Here is a 22,327-nt window from a genome sequence, read left to right on the forward strand (position 1 = left end):
ACGCCGCCCGCTTATGACGCGGGGCGCCTTGCGCGCCCCGTCGATTGAGTAGAAGTTGTAACTTAGATCGCTTTGAGCGTGCCTTTTGGCAGCGTGGCGGCGATGGCGCCTTTCTGGAACTTCATTTCAACGGTGTCGGAAACTTCCAGAACCACGAAGTCGTCGGACACTTTGGTGATTTTGCCGGCGATACCACCGGTGGTCACAACTTCGTCACCTTTTTGCAGGCTGCTCAGCAGGTTCTTCTGCTCTTTGGCGCGCTTGGCCTGTGGACGCCAGATCATCAGGTAGAAGATGACCAGGAAACCGACCAGGAAAATCCACTCAAAGCCGCCGCCCATCGGGCCTGCCGCAGGTGCAGCAGCGTCAGCCATGGCATTAGAGATAAAAAAGCTCATTTAGCACTCCAGTTGCAAATGTTGAATCTTGGGGTCAGAAAACTCAGTCCAAAGGCGGAACAGGCAACCCGCGTTTGGCGTAGAAGGCATCGACAAAGGCGGCCAATGTACCCTGTTGAATAGCCTCGCGCAAACCAGCCATAAGCACTTGATAATGGCGCAAGTTATGGATGGTATTGAGCATGCTTCCCAGCATTTCGCCGCACTTGTCCAGGTGATGCAGATAAGCGCGGGAGAAGTTCTGGCAGGTGTAGCAATCGCAGGTCGGATCCAGCGGCGAATCATCATGGCGATGGAACGCGTTACGGATCTTCAGCACGCCTGTATCAATGAACAGATGCCCGTTGCGGGCATTACGGGTTGGCATCACGCAATCGAACATGTCCACACCGCGGCGCACACCCTCAACCAGATCTTCCGGTTTGCCAACGCCCATAAGGTAACGAGGTTTGTCAGCCGGCATCTGACCCGGCAGGTAATCGAGCACCTTGATCATCTCGTGCTTGGGCTCGCCCACCGACAGACCACCGATGGCTAGGCCGTCGAAGCCGATCTTGTCGAGGCCTTCCAGCGAACGCATGCGCAGATCCTGGTGCATGCCGCCCTGCACGATGCCGAACAACGCCGCGGTGTTGTCGCCATGGGCGTTTTTCGAACGCTGAGCCCAGCGCAACGACAGCTCCATCGATACGCGAGCGACGTCTTCGTCGGCCGGGTACGGGGTGCATTCGTCGAAGATCATCACGATGTCCGAGCCCAGGTCACGCTGGACCTGCATCGACTCTTCCGGGCCCATGAACACTTTGGCGCCGTCGACCGGAGAGGCGAAGGTCACGCCCTCCTCCTTGATCTTGCGCATGGCGCCCAGGCTGAACACCTGGAAACCGCCGGAGTCGGTCAGAATCGGGCCTTTCCACTGCATGAAATCGTGCAGGTCGCCATGCTTCTTGATCACTTCGGTGCCAGGACGCAGCCACAAGTGGAAGGTGTTGCCCAGAATGATTTCCGCGCCGGTGGCGACGATATCCCGCGGCAGCATGCCCTTGACCGTACCGTACGTGCCCACCGGCATGAACGCCGGGGTCTCGACGGTACCGCGCGGGAAGGTCAAACGACCGCGACGCGCCTTGCCGTCAGTAGCAAGCAACTCAAACGACATACGACTTTGGCGACTCATTCTTTGTCCTCAGGGCCACGTGGTGCGGGATTACGGGTGATAAACATCGCATCACCGTAGCTGAAAAAGCGGTATTCGTTGTCGACGGCGGCTTTATAGGCGGCCATGGTCTCGGGATAACCGGCGAACGCCGAAACCAGCATCAACAGCGTGGATTCGGGCAAATGGAAGTTGGTAACCAGGGCATCGACTACATGAAACGGCCGGCCTGGGTAGATAAAGATATCGGTGTCGCCACTGAACGGCTTGAGCACGCCATCACGCGCGGCACTTTCCAGGGAACGCACGCTGGTGGTCCCCACGGCCACCACTCGACCGCCGCGAGCGCGGCAGGCTGCAACGGCATCGACCACGTCCTGGCCGACTTCCAGCCATTCGCTGTGCATGTGGTGATCTTCGATCTTCTCCACGCGCACCGGCTGGAACGTGCCCGCGCCGACGTGCAAGGTCACGAATGCGGTCTCGATACCCTTGGCGGCAATCGCCTCCATCAACGGCTGATCAAAATGCAGCCCCGCCGTCGGCGCCGCCACCGCGCCCAAACGCTCGGCGTACACCGTCTGATAACGCTCGCGGTCCGAGCCTTCATCCGGGCGGTCTATATAAGGAGGCAACGGCATGTGCCCGACGCGATCGAGCAGCGGCAACACCTCTTCGGCAAACCCCAGCTCGAACAACGCATCGTGACGCGCCAGCATCTCGGCCTCGCCACCGCCATCGATAAGGATCTTCGACCCCGGCTTCGGTGACTTGCTGGAGCGCACATGGGCCAGCACGCGATGACTGTCGAGCACCCGCTCCACCAGAATTTCCAGCTTGCCGCCGGAAGCTTTCTGGCCAAACAGCCGCGCCGGAATCACCCGGGTATTGTTGAACACCATCAAATCGCCTGGGCGCAAATGCTCAAGCAAATCAGTGAATTGACGGTGTGCCAGGGCGCCGCTGACCCCATCCAGGGTCAACAGGCGACTACCGCGACGCTCGGCCAAAGGATGGCGAGCAATCAGCGAATCAGGGAGCTCGAAGGTAAAGTCAGCAACGCGCATGATGGGGTTCGTCTAGCAGGGCCGGGAAGTCTAGCGGAAATATCAAAAATTCTCCATGTACCTGATTGACCAGCGGTATTCACCTCTCTATACTTCGCCGCCATTGAGCCCTGATGGCGGAATTGGTAGACGCGGCGGATTCAAAATCCGTTTTCGAAAGGAGTGGGAGTTCGAGTCTCCCTCGGGGCACCAAAATTAAGAAAGGTCTTGCTTTGCAAGGCCTTTTTTTTCGTCTGTAGAAAAGCCATTGCCCGCACCGCTGTCGTGTAGGGGCCGCCGAAGGTTGCGATCTTTTGATCTTGCTTCTCTTACGCACGTCCCGCACCGGTGGAACATTTCACAAGGATTCCCACCATGGAATTGCAGCTGGAAAGCGTCGCCCTCTTCTCCCTCAAACTGGCTTACGAGACGGAAGATTCAAGTCCGATTTTGCGTGATGATCTGGTCATGGGTGATTACCAGCGGGATGTGTTTGAGTTGCTGGTGCGGCGGCGGGATGTCGAGACCATTAAGGTCAAAGTGGCTGAATGCGTAGGTCTGGCGCTTGAGGCGATAGGTGGAGTTGGTACGGCGCTGGGTCGAGAACTAGATAGATTGTCGGCTGATTTCGGAGCTGCGCAGACGCTGGAGCACCTTGATGTTCCGCTTATTGCGCTTAAGGATTACTTGAAAGACATTCAGTGAGTGATCGGGTGGAAGCACGTTTGGTGCCCCTTTACACCGGGTGATACTGGACAGGGGTTTGGCTGATATAAAAATGGACCTGTCCACTTTTCCATTGCGCCGGCAGACAACAACGAAAGACTTTTTCGGCATCACAAGGACGTATCAATGCGACAAATCGCCCTTAGCAACAAGCCACTCAGAGGCATTCCCCGCCGCCTTCGCGCTCTGGAACGCTGGGCGTCCAGTTTTCGCGACGAGTTTCACCCGCGATCCGAGCACATGGAGCGCTACACACATTGGAAGATCCCGGTGCACGCGGCCCTGGTCCAAGGCCCTCAAGCCAGGATCGAAGTTCAGGCCTTCTGCATTCAGCAACTGCTCGAAGCCGCCAGCCACCTGTCCAACGCTGCCGACCACTCACAGGGTTACTACCGGGTCGCCTGCCTGCTGGTGTGGCCATGGGTTCATCAGAGCGAGGTCACCCTCTTCTATGATCGAGACTACTATCTGGGTTTTCTCGGTGAAACTAACACGCTTAAACCAGAGCGGATCAGTGATGTTCTTGCCCTGCACGCTCCAGCGCATTTCATCGAGCACGGGCATGACGTAACTCAACCTGACGATGAGGTTGCAGTACAGTGGTGGTGCATCGGGGAACCGGCCTGACGCGAAGAAAAGGGAGGACAAAGTTCGATCCGGCGTTTTACGGTCGTTTTATTCGGGACAATCGGGCGTACTCTCAAACGACGCAAGCACGCATGATCAGTTATTGGGATTGCTACTGGCGACACTCGTACAAATACCAGTCCGACTATGTAAGGTTTCGGCTGTTTGCCAAATTTCGCGACTTCAAGAAAGCTGCTAGAACTCAACCCTGTTATAAACGCCTTCAGCCCCCACATTATGACCAAAGCCGCACCACTCACCTGCCGTGCGCTTTACAGTGAGCAGATCTTTTTTAATGTCAAAGTCGTATACGCAGTCGCCTTCGTCATCTCCACTCATGGCATATTGAGCCTTGCCATTATCAACCTCTAATACCGTTGAAAACTCACCTATATTGGGACCGTAGTACATCGCCATCAGGCCAGCGTAATAACCCTGAAAATCAACTTTGTATTTCTGACCCTGCGGCTTGATAGTCATCGTGTTCCATAACGAAGCCCCGGCATATTGCCAATATTGCCCTTCTGACTTAGCAGACAGTTTCTCTACCGAGTTTTTTATATCGCTACTGAATTTTTCAAGGTTGAAAATCGACTTTTTGTCGTTTGGAAGAATATTCAGCCATGCCCGGGCCTTAAGGTAATTGCCTTCGTGTACATAGGTGAGAGCGACGTTATTGTAGGCCATCGCAACTGCCTCTTCGCCTAGCTGACAACTCTCCGACCAGCCGACCTGCCGCTCGTATTGCTCCCGAGCCTTGGCGTATTGCTTAAGCTTGTAATACTTTCCGCCCTCGGCGGAGTATTCACTAACTTTAAGACAGTTAGCCGTCGCCTCTTCCTCTGTAATGTCCGCATGAACAAAAAGCGGGGTAATAAAAAGGAGTATGATCGCGTCAATTTTTATAAAGCGGCGCACTGAAGGATAGAAGTGCTGAATATCCATATTATTTTTTCCTGTTAAAAACTTAAATTCCAAACGGCGTAAAGGGTAGCGTTGTCGTGCGGGAGAAACAATTGCATAAAAAGGGGACGGTCCATCTGACGGCAGTGACATTTTTTGCGATGCCTGAAGCCGCCATGCCTGGGCCGCGCATTATTTGACGGCGATGAGTAAGGCGGTGGTTGATGATGCGGTGAAGGTGCTGGCGCGGGATCGGGCTTCTGCATCGACAGCTAAGCAGGCGGCGGAGAAGTCTGAAGCGTAGCGGTTGAACAATGGCGGGATTGTTTTGATGCCTGTCGTTGGTTGGTATGACGCCTGGGGGAGTGGGCTGCTTGGGATTTTGGCCAAATATCAGCATTGATGTTGGCTGGGCTGGCGCTTTCGCGAGCAAGCCCGCTCCCACAGGGGTTGTGTGGGCTGACTGGCATTTGGGATTAGCCTCGACATTTTTCGGGGCTTTTTATCATTTGGCTCAGAGTGGATGTTTGTGGGGCTTTCGGTTTACAGCGCAATAAATCAACGCATCTGCTCCCTGGAATTGCCCACGGATCTGATGCTGTTTCTTACCTGTGATGCTTGATATATATCAGCCATCGACAGGCCCTCAGGGCATTAGGTCAGTGAGCGAACGCCCCACGCCACGCTCATCTAGACTTAATGGATAGTCGTAGGCAGAACCGAGCACGTCGCTTTGGTGCAGTTCAATCAATAGCGCCGTGGCAAGCTGCCCTTTATGCCCAGTAGAGGTGCGGCGAAGACCGCACCGGGCACAACAAGATGCCCGCTCAGGGTGCCCTGGCCAACGGCCTGCCACGATATCGTGACGTGGTGTGAATGCCGCAGCCGACACTTTCGGACAACCGACAACCGCCTGGTTTGCCCGTGACCGTGAGGAATGCTGTATGCCCGATGAGATGTTGCACCTGCCTATGGTCAACAACCTGCTGGAGCGCCACAAGGGTTCGCCCGGCGCGCTGTTACCGATCCTTCATGATATTCAGGAGGGCATCGGTTACATCCCCGATGCCGCCGTTCCCGAGATTGCCCACGCCCTCAACCTGAGTCAGGCCGAGGTTCGCGGGGTGATCAGCTTCTACCATGACTTCCGCACCGCGCCTCCGGCCCGACATATCCTGCGTCTGTGCCGGGCCGAATCCTGCCAGAGCCGCGGCGCCGAGCAGCTCGCGGCGCAGTTGCGCGAACGTCTGCAACTGGACGACCACGGCAGCAGCGCCGACGGCAATATCAGTCTGCGCCCGGTGTATTGCCTCGGCGCCTGCGCCTGCTCGCCCGCCCTGGAGCTGGATGGTCAGGTGCATGCGCGGCTCACTGCCGAACGCCTGGATGCCCTGCTCGATGCTTGCCAGGAGGACGCATGATGCCGACGCTTTATCTGCCCTGTGATTCTCTTGCCCGCGCCGTGGGCGCCGATGAGGTGGCCGTGGCCCTGGCCACTCAGGCCCAGGAGCGCGGTCTGCCGCTGGATTTGCAACGCACCAGCTCGCGCGGCCTGTACTGGCTGGAACCGCTGCTGGAAGTGGACAGCCCGCAAGGTCGTATCGGCTTCGGCCCGCTGACCGCTGCCGATGTGCCGTCCGTGCTTGATGCGCTGCAAGGCGAGTCGTCCGCTCATCCGCTGGCCTTGGGGCTGGTGGAGGAGTTGCCTTATCTGAAGAGCCAACAACGCCTGCTGTTCGCCCGCGCCGGCATTACCCGGCCGCTGTCGTTGGAGGATTACCGGGCTCATGGCGGCTTCGAGGGCTTGACCCAGGCCATCGCTCTGGGCGGCGAGCAGACCGCGACTGCAGTATTCGATTCGGGCCTGCGTGGCCGTGGCGGCGCGGCTTTCCCGGCCGGGATCAAATGGCGCACGGTGCGCGCTACCCAGGCGACGCAGAAATACATTGTGTGCAACGCCGACGAAGGCGACTCCGGCACCTTTGCCGACCGCATGTTGATGGAAGGCGACCCCTTCTTGCTGATCGAAGGCATGGCCATTGCCGGCATCACCGTCGGCGCCACCTACAGCTACATCTATGTGCGCTCGGAATATCCACAGGCCGTGGCCACCCTGCGCGAGGCGCTGGACATCGCCCGGGCCGCCGGTTACCTCGGCGCCAATGTCGGCGGCAGCGGAATGGCCTTCGACATGGAAGTGCGGGTCGGTGCCGGCGCTTACATCTGCGGTGAAGAAACCGCGCTGCTGGACTCCCTCGAAGGCAAGCGCGGGATTGTCCGCGCCAAGCCGCCGATCCCGGCCTTGCAGGGCCTGTTCGGCTTGCCGACCCTGGTGCACAACGTGCTGACGCTGGCCTCGGTGCCGCTGATTCTGGCCAAGGGCGCGCCGTTCTATCGCGATTACGGCATGGGCCGTTCCCTGGGCACCATGCCCTTCCAGCTGGCGGGCAATATTCGTCACGGCGGTTTGGTGGAGCGGGCCTTTGGCCTGACCCTGCGGGAATTGGTGGAAGACTACGGCGGCGGGACCGCCAGTGGCCGGCCGCTGAAGGCCGCGCAGGTTGGCGGCCCGCTCGGCGCCTGGGTGCCGCCGTCGCAATTCGATACACCGCTGGATTACGAAGCCTTCGCCGCCATGGGCGCGATGCTCGGCCACGGTGGTGTGGTGGTGGCTGATGACACGTTGGACATGGCCCACATGGCGCGCTTCGCCATGCAGTTTTGTGCCGAGGAATCCTGTGGCAAATGCACGCCGTGCCGTATCGGCTCGACCCGGGGCGTTGAGGTGATCGACCGTCTGCTGGCTGCGCCTGACCAGAACGGTCGCGATGAGCAGGCGATCATCCTCAAGGACCTGTGCGACACAATGCAATACGGTTCGCTGTGCGCGTTGGGTGGCATGACCTCCTATCCGGTCGTCAGCGCCCTCAAGCACTTCCCCGCCGACTTCGGTCTGCAAGCCTCGGAGGCCGAGCAATGATCACTGTATTCGACCCGAAAACCGATATGGATCTGGGTACCCCGGCCCGCGAAAGCCAGGTGCAAGTCACCCTGAACATCGACGGCCAAAGCATCAGCGTGCCCGAAGGCACCTCGGTGATGCGCGCCGCCGCGCTGCTGGGCACCACCATCCCCAAACTGTGCGCCACCGACAGCCTGGAAGCGTTCGGCTCCTGCCGCATGTGCCTGGTGGAGATCGACGGCATGCGCGGCTACCCCGCATCCTGCACGACGCCGGTCAGCGAGGGCATGAGCGTGCACACCCAGACGCCGAAGCTCGCGACCTTGCGCCGCAACGTCATGGAGCTGTACATCTCCGATCACCCGCTGGATTGCCTGACCTGCTCGGCCAACGGCAACTGCGAGCTGCAAACCGTCGCCGGCCAGGTCGGCCTGCGGGAAGTGCGTTACGGCTATGAGGGCGAGAACCATCTGGACGACGTGAAGGACACCTCCAACCCGTACTTCGACTACGACCCGAGCAAGTGCATCGTCTGCAACCGCTGCGTGCGCGCCTGCGAAGAAACCCAGGGCACGTTTGCCCTGACCATTACCGGTCGCGGTTTCGAATCCCGGGTCGCGGCTGCCGGTGGCGATAACTTCCTCGACTCGGAATGCGTGTCCTGCGGCGCCTGTGTACAAGCTTGCCCGACCGCGACGCTGATGGAAAAAAGCGTGGTCGAACTGGGTCAGCCCGAACATAGCGTGATCACCACCTGTGCCTATTGCGGCGTGGGCTGTTCGTTCCGCGCCGAGATGAAAGGCGACCAAGTGGTGCGCATGGTTCCGGACAAGAACGGCCAGGCCAACCACGGCCACTCTTGCGTCAAAGGGCGCTTTGCCTGGGGCTACGCGACCCACCCGGATCGCATCACCAAGCCGATGATCCGTAAATCGATTCACGACCCTTGGCAGGAAGTCAGCTGGGATGAAGCGGTGACCTACGCCGCCAGCGAATTCCGCCGATTGCAGCAAAAGTACGGCCGCGACTCGATTGGTGGCATTACCTCCAGCCGCTGCACCAACGAAGAAACCTACCTGGTGCAAAAACTGGTGCGCGCCGCGTTCGGCAACAACAACGTCGACACCTGTGCGCGAGTCTGCCACTCACCGACCGGCTACGGCCTGAAACAAACCCTGGGCGAATCCGCCGGCACACAGAGTTTCGACTCGGTGATGCAGGCTGACGTGATCCTGGTGATGGGTGCCAACCCCAGCGACGCTCACCCGGTGTTCGCCTCCCAGCTCAAGCGCCGCCTGCGTGAAGGCGCGCGACTGATCGTCATCGACCCACGTCGCATTGATCTGGTGGACACGGTGCATGCCCGCGCCGAACTGCACCTGGCCCTGCGCCCGGGCACCAACGTCGCCATGCTCAACGCCCTGGCTCACGTCATCATCACCGAAGGTCTGCTCAACCAGGCCTTTATCGACGCTCGTTGCGAGGGCAACGATTTCGCCCACTGGAAAGAGTTCGTCAGCCGCGCGGAAAACTCGCCGGAAGCCCTTGGCCCTGTCTGCGGCGTAGAACCCGCCGACATCCGTGCCGCCGCACGCTTGTATGCCACCGGCGGCAACGCGGCGATCTATTACGGCCTGGGCGTCACCGAGCATAGCCAGGGCAGTACCGCAGTCATGGGCATCGCCAACCTGGCCATGGCCACCGGCAACATTGGTCGCGAAGGCGTGGGTGTAAACCCGTTGCGTGGGCAGAACAACGTTCAGGGCTCCTGCGACATGGGCTCCTTCCCCCACGAACTGCCCGGTTACCGTCACGTCTCCAACGAGGTGGTACGGACGCAGTTCGAACAGGCCTGGAACGTCACCCTGCAACCCGATCCGGGCCTGCGCATTCCCAACATGTTCGAGTCTGCACTGGCTGGCAGCTTCAAGGGCCTGTACTGCCAAGGCGAGGACATCGCCCAGAGCGACCCCAATACTCAACACGTCACCGCGGCGCTGTCGGCCATGGAATGCATCGTGGTGCAGGACATTTTCCTCAACGAAACCGCCAAGTTCGCCCATGTGTTCCTGCCGGGCGCCTCGTTCCTGGAAAAAGACGGCACTTTCACCAACGCCGAGCGGCGCATCTCCCGGGTGCGCAAGGTCATGGAGCCTCTGGGCGGCAAGGCCGACTGGGAAGGCACCGTGGCCCTGGCCAACGCCCTGGGCTATCCGATGAACTACAAGCATCCGTCGGAAATCATGGATGAAATCGCCAGCCTGACGCCGACCTTCACCAACGTCAGCTACGCCGCACTGGATAGTCACGGCAGCCTGCAATGGCCGTGCAACGCCGCGGCACCGGACGGCACGCCGACCATGCACATCGAGGAATTCGTGCGTGGCAAGGGGCGCTTCATGCTCACCGGTTATGTGCCCACCGAGGAAAAGGTCAACAGTCGCTATCCGCTGCTGCTGACCACCGGGCGCATCCTCAGCCAGTACAACGTCGGCGCCCAGACCCGGCGTACCGAAAACGTCGCCTGGCACGACGAGGACCGGCTGGAAATCCACCCGACCGACGCCGAGAGCCGTGGCATCAACGAAGGTGACTGGGTCGGCATCGGCAGCCGCGCCGGCCAGACCGTACTGCGGGCGCGGGTCACCGAACGGGTCGCCCCGGGCGTGGTGTACACCACCTTCCACTTCCCGGAATCAGGGGCCAACGTCATCACCACCGACAACTCCGACTGGGCCACCAACTGTCCGGAATACAAGGTCACCGCCGTCGAGGTCAGCCGCGTCTACCACCCTTCCGAGTGGCAAAAACGTTATCAGGCCTTCAGCGACGAACAACAACGCCTGCTTGACGAGCGTCGCCATGAACGCAGCGCCGGGACAAAAGCCGAGGTACGCCGATGAGTACGGACAACCTGATCAAGATGGCCAACCAGATCGCCCAGTACTTCGCCAGCGAACCGGACCCGCAACAGGCCGTGCTCGGTGTGCGTAATCATCTGCAGATGTACTGGACACCTGGTATGCGCAAGGAGTTGCTGGCCTGGCAGACGACACATCAGGGAGCAGACTTGCACCCACTGGCGCAGGCAGCGGTCAGTGGGGCGGGCTGGGAGGCTTAGGTTCACACGTTCCCCTTGGCCTGTTGAGACGGGCCAAGGGGTGTTCCTGAGATTTTAAGGTCGACTTTATATTCCGGGAGTGAAGGGGCTAAACACAGACCAAACTCACATCAGGCAGCAACATCCTTCGGCGCAACCCCATTGATTTGATATCGTGTCGCCATCACCTCATCTCATCAAAGATGAGCAATGGCGGTTTCAGGGTTATTGCGAACAAGGAAAAGGATTGAATGCTGCTAATTGGCGTATTGATGTCCCTCGCTGCGGCAGCGGGGATGTGGATTTGGGTAGTGAAGAACCGCGGCACCGTGAATTTGTGGCTTGCTAACCTGGCAGGTGCGGTAAGCAGTTTTATTGTCGGAACAGCGGTGCTGATTCTGTTCAATAAATGGATTTACACCGATGGGGCCGCCCCGGCACAGGGCGTCTCATTCGCGCTCTATACGTTGATGGCGGTTTTGGGCGCCTTCGTCGGCACCTGGCTCTTGGTGATCGCCAGACTCAAGCAGCCTGAATATCCCGTCGTCCGTCATTTGATCGCCGGGGCGTGTAGTGTGTTGGCGGCAGCGATCACTTTGGTGGTGTGGGTCGCTATCCTCCTCCCCCCAAAGTGAGCGTCCTCCCAGGCAATTGATGAGCTTCAGCCTGGGCCCGCATGATCATCGCCGGCGAGAGTCCTTGCCCGTCGGCGTGAAACCTCCAGAAGTCAGGCTCACACCTAGCCCCAGGCACTGGTGCCGGATTTGAGGTTCACCCTGACGCGTTTGTTTCTCGACCAGATTCTTCTTGTAGCCCGGCAGATTGTTGTATTGCCAGCGAAGTAGACTTTTCCTGCGGACAAAACAAAACCCCTACCTGCATACGCAGATAGGGGTTTCGGAATTTAATCTTGACGATGACCTACTCTCACATGGGGAAACCCCACACTACCATCGGCGATGCATCGTTTCACTGCTGAGTTCGGGATGGGATCAGGTGGTTCCAATGCTCTATGGTCGTCAAGAAATTCGGGTACCGAACCGTCTTTCGACGCTTCAGCAAATTGGGTATGCGATAGTTTGTGTGTTGCTCTCGAACTTTCGGTTCATTGCGTCTTCACACACCGCAATCTGGCTCTTTAAGCGCAAATTGCTTGGGTGTTATATGGTCAAGCCTCACGGGCAATTAGTATTGGTTAGCTCAACGCCTCACAGCGCTTACACACCCAACCTATCAACGTCGTAGTCTTCGACGGCCCTTCAGGGGACTCAAGGTCCCAGTGAGATCTCATCTTGAGGCTAGTTTCCCGCTTAGATGCTTTCAGCGGTTATCTATTCCGAACATAGCTACCCGGCAATGCCACTGGCGTGACAACCGGAACACCAGAGGTTCGTCCACTCCGGTCCTCTCGTACTAGGAGCAGCCCCTCTCAAATCTCAAACGTCCACGGCAGATAGGGACCGAACTGTCTCACGACGTTCTAAACCCAGCTCGCGTACCACTTTAAATGGCGAACAGCCATACCCTTGGGACCGGCTTCAGCCCCAGGATGTGATGAGCCGACATCGAGGTGCCAAACACCGCCGTCGATATGAACTCTTGGGCGGTATCAGCCTGTTATCCCCGGAGTACCTTTTATCCGTTGAGCGATGGCCCTTCCATACAGAACCACCGGATCACTAAGACCTACTTTCGTACCTGCTCGACGTGTCTGTCTCGCAGTCAAGCGCGCTTTTGCCTTTATACTCTACGACCGATTTCCGACCGGTCTGAGCGCACCTTCGTACTCCTCCGTTACTCTTTAGGAGGAGACCGCCCCAGTCAAACTACCCACCATACACTGTCCTCGATCCGGATAACGGACCTGAGTTAGAACCTCAAAGTTGCCAGGGTGGTATTTCAAGGATGGCTCCACGCGAACTGGCGTCCACGCTTCAAAGCCTCCCACCTATCCTACACAAGCAAATTCAAAGTCCAGTGCAAAGCTATAGTAAAGGTTCACGGGGTCTTTCCGTCTAGCCGCGGATACACTGCATCTTCACAGCGATTTCAATTTCACTGAGTCTCGGGTGGAGACAGCGCCGCCATCGTTACGCCATTCGTGCAGGTCGGAACTTACCCGACAAGGAATTTCGCTACCTTAGGACCGTTATAGTTACGGCCGCCGTTTACCGGGGCTTCGATCAAGAGCTTCGCGTTAGCTAACCCCATCAATTAACCTTCCGGCACCGGGCAGGCGTCACACCCTATACGTCCACTTTCGTGTTTGCAGAGTGCTGTGTTTTTAATAAACAGTCGCAGCGGCCTGGTATCTTCGACCGGCGTGGGCTTACGCAGTAAATGCTTCACCCTCACCGGCGCACCTTCTCCCGAAGTTACGGTGCCATTTTGCCTAGTTCCTTCACCCGAGTTCTCTCAAGCGCCTTGGTATTCTCTACCCAACCACCTGTGTCGGTTTGGGGTACGGTTCCTGGTTACCTGAAGCTTAGAAGCTTTTCTTGGAAGCATGGCATCAACCACTTCGTGTTCTAAAAGAACACTCGTCATCAGCTCTCGGCCTTAGAATCCCGGATTTACCTAAGATTCCAGCCTACCACCTTAAACTTGGACAACCAACGCCAAGCTGGCCTAGCCTTCTCCGTCCCTCCATCGCAATAACCAGAAGTACAGGAATATTAACCTGTTTTCCATCGACTACGCTTTTCAGCCTCGCCTTAGGGACCGACTAACCCTGCGTCGATTAACGTTGCGCAGGAAACCTTGGTCTTTCGGCGTGGGTGTTTTTCACACCCATTGTCGTTACTCATGTCAGCATTCGCACTTCTGATACCTCCAGCAAGCTTCTCAACTCACCTTCACAGGCTTACAGAACGCTCCTCTACCGCATCACCTAAGTGATACCCGTAGCTTCGGTGTATGGTTTGAGCCCCGTTACATCTTCCGCGCAGGCCGACTCGACTAGTGAGCTATTACGCTTTCTTTAAAGGGTGGCTGCTTCTAAGCCAACCTCCTAGCTGTCTAAGCCTTCCCACATCGTTTCCCACTTAACCATAACTTTGGGACCTTAGCTGACGGTCTGGGTTGTTTCCCTTTTCACGACGGACGTTAGCACCCGCCGTGTGTCTCCCATGCTCGGCACTTGTAGGTATTCGGAGTTTGCATCGGTTTGGTAAGTCGGGATGACCCCCTAGCCGAAACAGTGCTCTACCCCCTACAGTGATACATGAGGCGCTACCTAAATAGCTTTCGAGGAGAACCAGCTATCTCCGAGCTTGATTAGCCTTTCACTCCGATCCACAGGTCATCCGCTAACTTTTCAACGGTAGTCGGTTCGGTCCTCCAGTCAGTGTTACCTAACCTTCAACCTGCCCATGGATAGATCGCCCGGTTTCGGGTCTATTCCCAGCGACTAGACGCCCTATTAAGACTCGCTTTCGCTACGCCTCCCCTATTCGGTTAAGCTCGCCACTGAAAATAAGTCGCTGACCCATTATACAAAAGGTACGCAGTCACCCAACAAAGTGGGCTCCCACTGCTTGTACGGTTTCAGGATCTATTTCACTCCCCTCTCCGGGGTTCTTTTCGCCTTTCCCTCACGGTACTAGTTCACTATCGGTCAGTCAGTAGTATTTAGCCTTGGAGGATGGTCCCCCCATATTCAGACAAAGTTTCTCGTGCTCCGTCCTACTCGATTTCATTGAGATTTTCGCGTACAGGGCTATCACCCACTATGGCCGCACTTTCCAGAGCGTTCCGCTAATCTCAAATCAACTTAAGGGCTAGTCCCCGTTCGCTCGCCACTACTAAGGGAATCTCGGTTGATTTCTTTTCCTCAGGGTACTTAGATGTTTCAGTTCCCCTGGTTCGCCTCTTAAGCCTATGTATTCAGCTTAAGATAACCATCTTATGATGGCTGGGTTCCCCCATTCAGACATCTCCGGATCAAAGTCTGTTTGCCGACTCCCCGAAGCTTTTCGCAGGCTACCACGTCTTTCATCGCCTCTGACTGCCAAGGCATCCACCGTATGCGCTTCTTCACTTGACCATATAACCCCAAGCAATCTGGTTATACTGTGAAGACGACATTCGCCGAAAATTCGCGATTAAACTCACAAATTTTACCTTAGCCTGATCCGTTACCAGTGAAAGTAACGTTCAGTCTATCTTTCTATCACATACCCAAATTTTTAAAGAACGATCTAATCAAAAGACTAGAAATCAATATTCACAACGGAATATTCATTTCTAAACTCTCAAACGTTTCGAAGCAGTTAATGGTGGAGCCAAACGGGATCGAACCGTTGACCTCCTGCGTGCAAGGCAGGCGCTCTCCCAGCTGAGCTATGGCCCCATACAAAATTGGTGGGTCTGGGCAGATTCGAACTGCCGACCTCACCCTTATCAGGGGTGCGCTCTAACCAACTGAGCTACAGACCCAATTTCGAGCGCGTAACTGTTAGCATTGAGCTATCAGCTTGGAGCTTAAAGCTGCTTCTATCGTCTTCTTCAATGAATCAAGCAATTCGTGTGGGAACTTATGGAGCAGCTGATGTCGTCGATTAAGGAGTGATCCAGCCGCAGGTTCCCCTACGGCTACCTTGTTACGACTTCACCCCAGTCATGAATCACACCGTGGTAACCGTCCTCCCGAAGGTTAGACTAGCTACTTCTGGTGCAACCCACTCCCATGGTGTGACGGGCGGTGTGTACAAGGCCCGGGAACGTATTCACCGCGACATTCTGATTCGCGATTACTAGCGATTCCGACTTCACGCAGTCGAGTTGCAGACTGCGATCCGGACTACGATCGGTTTTGTGGATTAGCTCCACCTCGCGGCTTGGCAACCCTCTGTACCGACCATTGTAGCACGTGTGTAGCCCAGGCCGTAAGGGCCATGATGACTTGACGTCATCCCCACCTTCCTCCGGTTTGTCACCGGCAGTCTCCTTAGAGTGCCCACCATTACGTGCTGGTAACTAAGGACAAGGGTTGCGCTCGTTACGGGACTTAACCCAACATCTCACGACACGAGCTGACGACAGCCATGCAGCACCTGTCTCAATGTTCCCGAAGGCACCAATCCATCTCTGGAAAGTTCATTGGATGTCAAGGCCTGGTAAGGTTCTTCGCGTTGCTTCGAATTAAACCACATGCTCCACCGCTTGTGCGGGCCCCCGTCAATTCATTTGAGTTTTAACCTTGCGGCCGTACTCCCCAGGCGGTCAACTTAATGCGTTAGCTGCGCCACTAAGAGCTCAAGGCTCCCAACGGCTAGTTGACATCGTTTACGGCGTGGACTACCAGGGTATCTAATCCTGTTTGCTCCCCACGCTTTCGCACCTCAGTGTCAGTATCAGTCCAGGTGGTCGCCTTCGCCACTGGTGTTCCTTCCTATATCTACGCATTTCACCGCTACACAGGAAATTCCACCACCCTCTACCATACTCTAGCTCGACAGTTTTGAATGCAGTTCCCAGGTTGAGCCCGGGGATTTCACATCCAACTTAACGAACCACCTACGCGCGCTTTACGCCCAGTAATTCCGATTAACGCTTGCACCCTCTGTATTACCGCGGCTGCTGGCACAGAGTTAGCCGGTGCTTATTCTGTCGGTAACGTCAAAACAATTACGTATTAGGTAACTGCCCTTCCTCCCAACTTAAAGTGCTTTACAATCCGAAGACCTTCTTCACACACGCGGCATGGCTGGATCAGGCTTTCGCCCATTGTCCAATATTCCCCACTGCTGCCTCCCGTAGGAGTCTGGACCGTGTCTCAGTTCCAGTGTGACTGATCATCCTCTCAGACCAGTTACGGATCGTCGCCTTGGTGAGCCATTACCTCACCAACTAGCTAATCCGACCTAGGCTCATCTGATAGCGCAAGGCCCGAAGGTCCCCTGCTTTCTCCCGTAGGACGTATGCGGTATTAGCGTCCGTTTCCGAGCGTTATCCCCCACTACCAGGCAGATTCCTAGGCATTACTCACCCGTCCGCCGCTCGCCACCAGGTACAAGTACCCGTGCTGCCGCTCGACTTGCATGTGTTAGGCCTGCCGCCAGCGTTCAATCTGAGCCATGATCAAACTCTTCAGTTCAAACATCTTTGGGTTTTTAAGAAACCCTAAACTTGGCTCAGCAATCGTTGGTTACATCTTTGATTTCTCGCGGAGTAACTTGTGATGCTGATAATCTTGTTGACTATCAGTCTGACTCCACAAGCACCCACACGAATTGCTTGATTCAGTTGTTAAAGAGCGGTTGGTTAAGAGCTTTCGCCTCAACCGAGGCGCGCATTCTACAGCAGCCTCTGTTGCTGTCAAGCGGTTATTTTCCGAAGTTTTCAAAGTTTCCTTTGCAACTTCAACCACTTGCGCTTCCGATCTCTCGTTAGCGGGAGGCGAATAGTACAGCATTAAATTTCTTGGTCAACCACCTACTGCAATTATTTTTCCTTACCCCGACACGTCGGCCCGAGCACCGACTACTGTTTCTTAAGCAGTCCAGCTTCACTTGCACAGCCCATCGACAAAACCAACCCTCATCACCAGCTGCGTTATGATCGCGCGCTTCTGCGCGCCAAAAGCCTCGAACTGGATATCCATGTCTTTGCGATTAACTGACGGCCATCAATCACTGCCACCAGTCCTGGCCGGCCCACTATTACGGCGCCTGGCGCCTACGCGGCTGGTGCTCTGGCTGGTGGGGTCGCGAACACTGACGCTGACACTACGCCTGCAAGGAATCGATACCCGCCTCAATGCGGACCAATGCACGATCATTCCCGTCGGCACCCACGCGTTCATTCATTTGATTGATGTGCCACTGAACACCGCCCTGCCCTGCGACACGTTGATCGAATACGACCTGCTGATCACCGAAGCGAATGGCGCGCCGTCGGGCATCGCCGAATGGGCACCTCACCTACTCTATGGCGAAGCGCGTTGCCCAAATTTTGTGTTGCGCTCACAGGTCGATCAGTTGCTGCATGGCTCCTGCCGTAAACCTCACCACCCGGCGGCCGACGGCTTGCTGTGTGTCGACCGCCTGCTTGCATCCGAGCCGGACGCAAGCAAGCGTCCGGCTCTATTAATGATGAGTGGCGATCAGGTGTATGCAGATGATGTCGCGGGGCCGATGTTGCGGGCGATTCATGCCTTGATCCGGCGCCTGGGGCTGTTCGACGAACACCTTGATGGTGCGGTGGTCAGCGACAGCGCCAGCCTCTACGAACATCCTGCCAGTTACTACCATCGCGCGGATTTGTTACCGGCGCTTGAGAGCAACGAAACCCTGCGCGAGCGTTTTTTCGGTGGGGCGCGTAAGCCGATTTTCACCAGCAGCAGCGCTGACAATCATTTGGTGACCTTCGCCGAAGTCATGGCGATGTATCTGCTGGTATGGTCGCCAACGTCCTGGACGCTGATCGCACCACAACCACCGACACTGACGCCCGAGCGAAGCAAGCGCTATGCCCTGGAACAGACACGCATCGATGGGTTCAAGGCGGGGCTGGGTAGTGTCGGGCGGGCGATGGCGCATCTACCGTGCCTGATGATTTTCGACGACCACGATATTACCGACGACTGGAATCTTTCCGCGCAATGGGAGGAAACAGCCTATGGCCATCCGTTCTCCAAGCGCATCATCGGCAACGCGTTGCTGGCTTATATGTTGTGTCAGGGCTGGGGCAACAACCCGGATGCATTTGGCGACGTGCTGGAAAAAGCCCGGTTACTGAGTGCCTCGGGGCAAGACCATTATCTCGACAGCAACGTCCAGGATGGCCTGATCGACGAGCTGCTGAGTTTTCAGAAGTGGCATTACATACTGCCTACCAGTCCGGCGCTGGTGGTGCTCGACACCCGCACCCGGCGCTGGCGCAGCGAGATGAACCTCAAGCAGCCGTCGGGCTTGCTGGACTGGGAAGCGCTCAGTGAGCTGCAACAGGATTTGCTCGATCACCCTTCGGCGATCATCGTTTCGCCGGCGCCGATCTTCGGCGTCAAACTGATCGAAACCGTGCAGCGTGTATTCAGCTGGTGCGGTTATCCACTGCTGGTAGACGCCGAAAACTGGATGGCCCATCGTGGCGCGGCCCAGGTGATCCTGAACATTTTCCGACACTCCCGCACACCCGGTAACTACGTAGTGCTGTCCGGCGATGTGCATTACTCCTTCGTCTACGAAGTATTGATCCGACACCGCAAGGCCGGCCCACGCATCTGGCAGATCACCAGCAGCGGCATCAAAAACGAATTCCCGCCAGCCCTGCTCGAATGGTTCGACCGCCTCAACCGTTGGCTCTACTCGCCCCGCTCGCCCCTTAACTGGCTGACTAAACGCCGACGCATGCGCATTGTTCCGCACATCCCGGAACACGCCGAAGCAGGGGAACGACTGTGGAATTCGGCAGGAATCGGCCAAGTGTTCTTCAATGAAAAGGGCCAGCCGCAGGATATTTATCAATTCAATGCGGATGGATCGCCGAAGACGCGAATGATTGCGCCTGAAACTTCTGAAACGGCTGACTGATTTTGTCCGGGTTGCCATGAGCAATATTTACGCCCATCCCCTGAACCTCACCCGCACCCTGATCATCGGCAACTCCGGCTCCGGCAAGAGTTGGCTGGCCAAACGACTGGCCAGCCACCTGCAAGCGCCCTGGACCGATCTCGATCTGATTCACTGGGTATCCGATGAACACAGCATCGCCCGTCCCCGCGCCGAGGCATTGGGAATGGCGCGGGTAGCGGCAAGTGAAGAGCGCTGGGTTATCGAAGGTGTTTACGGCTGGATGGTCAGCGAGCTTGTGGAGCAAGCCACAGCACTGATCTGGCTGTGTCTGGAAGACGAAGATTGCGTAAACAACATTCGCCAGCGAGAAGCGAAGCGGGACGAAGATGATGAGTTGCTGATAGCGTTACTGGAATGGGCCGGTAGCTACCGTACTCGCGAAGGGTCCAGTGGGTTTGCCGCGCATCAGCGTTTGTTTGAAGGGTTTAGCGGTTCGAAACTTCAACTGATGAACCGGGCTGAAGTCTCGGTTTTCGTCAGTGCAGCGCAACCAGCCGACTGATTGATCTCGCCATTTTTTTGGGGATTTATCCCACTGACGGAAACACCGGTTCTGTAGGAGCAGCCTTCTGCGGCTCCTACAGGGAAACCGGCGTATATCCAGAAAGTGTCAGGCTGCCTTCAGCGCCCGACAAACACCTCTGACAATCATCTCCACTTCCCGCTCATCGATCGTCAGCGGTGGCAGCAGGCGAATGGTCTTGCCCCGTGTCACGTTGATCAGCAAGCCGTGATCCCGCGCCGCGATCATGGTCAGGTCGCGGATCGGTTGGGCCAGTTCAATACCGATCATCAAGCCCTGGCCACGGATTGCCAGAACGTTCGGGTCGTCGGCCAGTTCGACGCGCAATCTGGCAAGCAGGCGTTCACCCTGAAGTCTGGCGTTTTCCAGCAGGCCTTGTTCCTCGATGATCTCCAGCACGGTGCAACCCACCCGGCACGCCAGCGGATTACCGCCGAACGTACTGCCGTGGCTGCCGGGTGTGAACAAATCTGCGGCTCTGCCCCGGGCCAGGCAGGCGCCGATGGGAACTCCATTGCCCAGGCCTTTGGCCAAGGTCATGACGTCCGGGATGATGCCTTCGTGCTCGAACGCAAACCACTGGCCGGTACGGCCGATGCCGGTCTGGATTTCGTCGAGCATCATTAACCAGGCGCGCCGGTCACAGAGCTCGCGCACCGCTTTGAGATAACCGGGCGGCGCCACTTGCACACCACTTTCGCCCTGAATCGGCTCCATCAGAATCGCCACAATGCGTGGGCCGTGGGCTTTCTGCGCCTTCTCCAGGGCAGCGAGGTCGCCGAATGGAACTTTAATGAAGTCCCCCGGCAACTTGTTATACCCCAGGCGCACCGCCGGGCCGTCACTGGCCGACAAGGTGCCGAGGGTCCGGCCGTGGAAAGCGTTCTCCATGACCACTACCAGCGGCTGCTCGATGCCTTTGTGCCAGCCGTAAAGCCGCGCGAGTTTCAGCGCGGTTTCGTTGGCTTCGGCGCCGGAGTTGCTGAAAAACGCCCGCTCCATGCCCGCCAGACGAACCAGTTTCTGCGCCAGCCGCTGTTGCCAGTCGATGCTGTACAGGTTGGAAGTGTGCAACAGCAGCCCGGCCTGTTCGCTGATGGCCGACACGATTCGCGGATGGGAATGACCGACATTAGTCACCGCCACGCCCGCCACCGCGTCCAGGTATTCACGACCGGCCTGATCCCACAGGCGCGTGCCCAGGCCTTTGCTGAAACTCAGGGCCAAGGGTTGGTAAGTGCTCATCAGGCAGGCGGCGGTCATGACATCAAGCTCCATCAATAGTCGGTGTTTTTGCAGTATGGTTAGCCACCTGAGCTGGATAAATACTGCAACACTTCAATCATTTTAAAGCTGGGCTTGATAATGGATTTATTCCAGGCAATGACCGTTTACGTAAGAGTGGTGGAAGCCGGCAGCATGACCGCCGCCGCTTTGCAGTGCGAAATGTCCACGACCATGGTCGGTAATCACCTGCGGGCTCTGGAGCAACGCCTGGGTGTGCGCTTGCTCAACCGTACGACACGGCGTCAGCGTTTGACGGAATTCGGCACGGCGTACTATCAGCGGTGTCTCGAAGTGCTGGGGCTGGTGGCTGACTCCGAACGCCTGGCCGAACAAACCCTCGACGAGCCGAGCGGTACTCTGCGCATCACCGCACCGCTGACCTTCGGCACCGAACGGCTCGCGCCGGCCCTGAGCGAATTCACCCTGCGCTGTCCGCAAGTCAAACTCGACGTCGTTTTGACCAACCAGCGCCTGGATCTGCTTGATAACGGTTTCGATGTGGCGATTCGCTTGGGCACGACCGAGCTGTCCAACATGATTTCTCGCCCGCTCATCGACTACACGATGACCCTGTGCGCATCCAAGGATTATCTGGCGCGTCGAGGCACACCGGAAAAACCCGCCGACCTGCGACACCATGACTGCCTGGCCTTCGCCTACCCGGCCGGAGATGACTGGCACTCGGTAGAAAAACAATGGCGCCTGAAAGGACCCGAAGGCGAAGTCATGGTGGAGGTCAGCGGGCCGATGCTGATCAACAGCTCGGCGGGCCTGCATCAAGCGGCGCGAACCGGCATGGGCATCGTGATGATGCCCGATGCGCTGGTGGAGCAAGACCTTCGGGACGGAAAACTGGTGGCCTTGATGCAGGACTACCAACTGCCGAGTCGGCCGATGAACCTGGTGTACGCCCAGGACCGCTACCGTTTGCCGAAATTGCGCAGCTTCGTCGACTTTGCACTGCAGTGGTGGGGCAAACACTAGCCGGGGGAATACGCCATGAACTAATCTCCGCGACTGACG

The 22,327-nt window shown here is 57.2% G+C and carries 15 protein-coding genes, 3 tRNA genes, 3 rRNA genes and 1 pseudogene; 12 read left to right on the forward strand and 10 right to left on the reverse strand.

Annotation, left to right across the window (positions count from 1 at the left end; genetic code table 11):
• Positions 1-62: 62 nt before the first annotated feature.
• The 3 genes from yajC to queA are packed head-to-tail and all read right to left on the reverse strand — an operon-like array spanning position 63 to position 2,621.
• Entirely contained in the window at positions 63-398 is a 336-nt protein-coding gene (gene yajC / locus PSH64_RS24725) for a preprotein translocase subunit YajC (RefSeq protein ID WP_007934009.1), read from the reverse strand.
• A gap of 43 nt (positions 399-441) precedes the next feature.
• Positions 442-1,557 carry a tRNA guanosine(34) transglycosylase Tgt gene (gene tgt / locus PSH64_RS24730; RefSeq protein WP_019651852.1) on the reverse strand — a complete coding sequence of 372 codons (1,116 nt, stop codon included), beginning with the start codon at positions 1,555-1,557 and terminating at the stop codon, positions 442-444.
• Between the two features lie 14 nt (positions 1,558-1,571).
• Positions 1,572-2,621: a tRNA preQ1(34) S-adenosylmethionine ribosyltransferase-isomerase QueA gene (gene queA / locus PSH64_RS24735; RefSeq protein ID WP_105344839.1), complete on the reverse strand. Its 1,050-nt coding sequence runs from the start codon at positions 2,619-2,621 to the stop codon at positions 1,572-1,574.
• A 107-nt stretch (positions 2,622-2,728) separates the two neighbouring features.
• On the opposite strand from queA, the gene PSH64_RS24740 reads away from it, so the two are divergent.
• From PSH64_RS24740 to PSH64_RS24750, 3 genes are all read left to right on the forward strand, one after another.
• Positions 2,729-2,813 (forward strand) — tRNA-Leu (locus PSH64_RS24740).
• A 162-nt stretch (positions 2,814-2,975) separates the two neighbouring features.
• Positions 2,976-3,305, forward strand: a complete 330-nt coding sequence (locus PSH64_RS24745; RefSeq protein ID WP_105344808.1) for a hypothetical protein — start codon at positions 2,976-2,978, stop codon at positions 3,303-3,305.
• 147 nt (positions 3,306-3,452) lie between these two features.
• Positions 3,453-3,953 (forward strand): DUF3916 domain-containing protein, encoded by a 501-nt coding sequence (locus PSH64_RS24750; RefSeq protein ID WP_105344805.1) that lies wholly within the window; start codon positions 3,453-3,455, stop codon positions 3,951-3,953.
• Positions 3,954-4,148: 195 nt separating this feature from the next.
• Here the strand turns inward: PSH64_RS24750 and PSH64_RS24755 are convergent, their stop codons facing one another.
• On the reverse strand, positions 4,149-5,009 hold the full coding sequence (locus PSH64_RS24755; protein ID WP_305478970.1) for a tetratricopeptide repeat protein: 861 nt from the start codon (positions 5,007-5,009) through the stop codon (positions 4,149-4,151).
• A 19-nt stretch (positions 5,010-5,028) separates the two neighbouring features.
• Between PSH64_RS24755 and PSH64_RS24760 the strand changes: the two are divergent.
• The 6 genes and pseudogenes from PSH64_RS24760 to PSH64_RS24785 form a co-directional block, all read left to right on the forward strand.
• Positions 5,029-5,160 (forward strand): annotated as a pseudogene (locus PSH64_RS24760) (DUF3077 domain-containing protein); the annotation flags it as partial.
• A 640-nt stretch (positions 5,161-5,800) separates the two neighbouring features.
• Positions 5,801-6,277 carry a formate dehydrogenase subunit gamma gene (locus tag PSH64_RS24765; protein WP_105344799.1) on the forward strand — a complete coding sequence of 159 codons (477 nt, stop codon included), beginning with the start codon at positions 5,801-5,803 and terminating at the stop codon, positions 6,275-6,277.
• Positions 6,274-7,836 (forward strand): NADH-quinone oxidoreductase subunit NuoF, encoded by a 1,563-nt coding sequence (locus PSH64_RS24770; protein WP_305478971.1) that lies wholly within the window; start codon positions 6,274-6,276, stop codon positions 7,834-7,836. The genes PSH64_RS24765 and PSH64_RS24770 overlap by 4 nt, the downstream gene beginning before the upstream one ends.
• On the forward strand, positions 7,833-10,721 hold the full coding sequence (gene fdhF, locus PSH64_RS24775) for a formate dehydrogenase subunit alpha (RefSeq protein ID WP_305478972.1): 2,889 nt from the start codon (positions 7,833-7,835) through the stop codon (positions 10,719-10,721). The genes PSH64_RS24770 and fdhF overlap by 4 nt, the downstream gene beginning before the upstream one ends.
• Positions 10,718-10,939, forward strand: a complete 222-nt coding sequence (locus PSH64_RS24780) for a formate dehydrogenase subunit delta (RefSeq protein WP_105344791.1) — start codon at positions 10,718-10,720, stop codon at positions 10,937-10,939. Before fdhF ends, PSH64_RS24780 begins: the two co-directional genes overlap by 4 nt.
• 230 nt (positions 10,940-11,169) lie before the next feature.
• The gene (locus PSH64_RS24785) at positions 11,170-11,553 is read left to right on the forward strand and encodes a hypothetical protein (protein WP_305478973.1); all 384 of its coding nucleotides are present in this window, start codon (positions 11,170-11,172) and stop codon (positions 11,551-11,553) included.
• A gap of 273 nt (positions 11,554-11,826) precedes the next feature.
• Here the strand turns inward: PSH64_RS24785 and rrf are convergent.
• From rrf to PSH64_RS24810, 5 genes are all read right to left on the reverse strand, one after another.
• Positions 11,827-11,942 (reverse strand): 5S ribosomal RNA (rrf, locus tag PSH64_RS24790).
• Positions 11,943-12,082: 140 nt separating this feature from the next.
• Positions 12,083-14,963, reverse strand: a 23S ribosomal RNA gene (locus PSH64_RS24795).
• A gap of 230 nt (positions 14,964-15,193) precedes the next feature.
• Positions 15,194-15,269, reverse strand: a tRNA-Ala gene (locus tag PSH64_RS24800).
• A gap of 9 nt (positions 15,270-15,278) precedes the next feature.
• A tRNA-Ile gene (locus PSH64_RS24805) sits at positions 15,279-15,355 on the reverse strand.
• A gap of 122 nt (positions 15,356-15,477) precedes the next feature.
• Positions 15,478-17,015 (reverse strand): 16S ribosomal RNA (locus PSH64_RS24810).
• Together the 16S, 23S and 5S rRNA genes with 2 tRNA genes alongside form the textbook arrangement of a ribosomal RNA operon.
• A gap of 505 nt (positions 17,016-17,520) precedes the next feature.
• On the opposite strand from PSH64_RS24810, the gene PSH64_RS24815 reads away from it, so the two are divergent.
• Both PSH64_RS24815 and PSH64_RS24820 read left to right on the forward strand, forming a co-directional pair.
• Positions 17,521-19,452: an alkaline phosphatase D family protein gene (locus PSH64_RS24815; protein WP_305478974.1), complete on the forward strand. Its 1,932-nt coding sequence runs from the start codon at positions 17,521-17,523 to the stop codon at positions 19,450-19,452.
• Between the two features lie 16 nt (positions 19,453-19,468).
• Complete coding sequence (locus tag PSH64_RS24820; RefSeq protein WP_105347808.1) at positions 19,469-19,996, forward strand: adenylate kinase; 528 nt, start codon at positions 19,469-19,471, stop codon at positions 19,994-19,996.
• Between the two features lie 108 nt (positions 19,997-20,104).
• Here the strand turns inward: PSH64_RS24820 and PSH64_RS24825 are convergent, their stop codons facing one another.
• Positions 20,105-21,280, reverse strand: coding sequence for an aspartate aminotransferase family protein (locus tag PSH64_RS24825; RefSeq protein ID WP_305478975.1), 1,176 nt, complete (start codon positions 21,278-21,280; stop codon positions 20,105-20,107).
• 102 nt (positions 21,281-21,382) lie between these two features.
• On the opposite strand from PSH64_RS24825, the gene PSH64_RS24830 reads away from it, so the two are divergent.
• The gene (locus PSH64_RS24830; RefSeq protein WP_305478976.1) at positions 21,383-22,288 is read left to right on the forward strand and encodes a LysR family transcriptional regulator; all 906 of its coding nucleotides are present in this window, start codon (positions 21,383-21,385) and stop codon (positions 22,286-22,288) included.
• The last annotated feature ends 39 nt before the right edge of the window (positions 22,289-22,327 follow it).

Source organism: Pseudomonas sp. FP1742 (genome assembly GCF_030687145.1).
Taxonomy (GTDB): Bacteria; Pseudomonadota; Gammaproteobacteria; order Pseudomonadales; family Pseudomonadaceae; genus Aquipseudomonas; species Aquipseudomonas frederiksbergensis_D.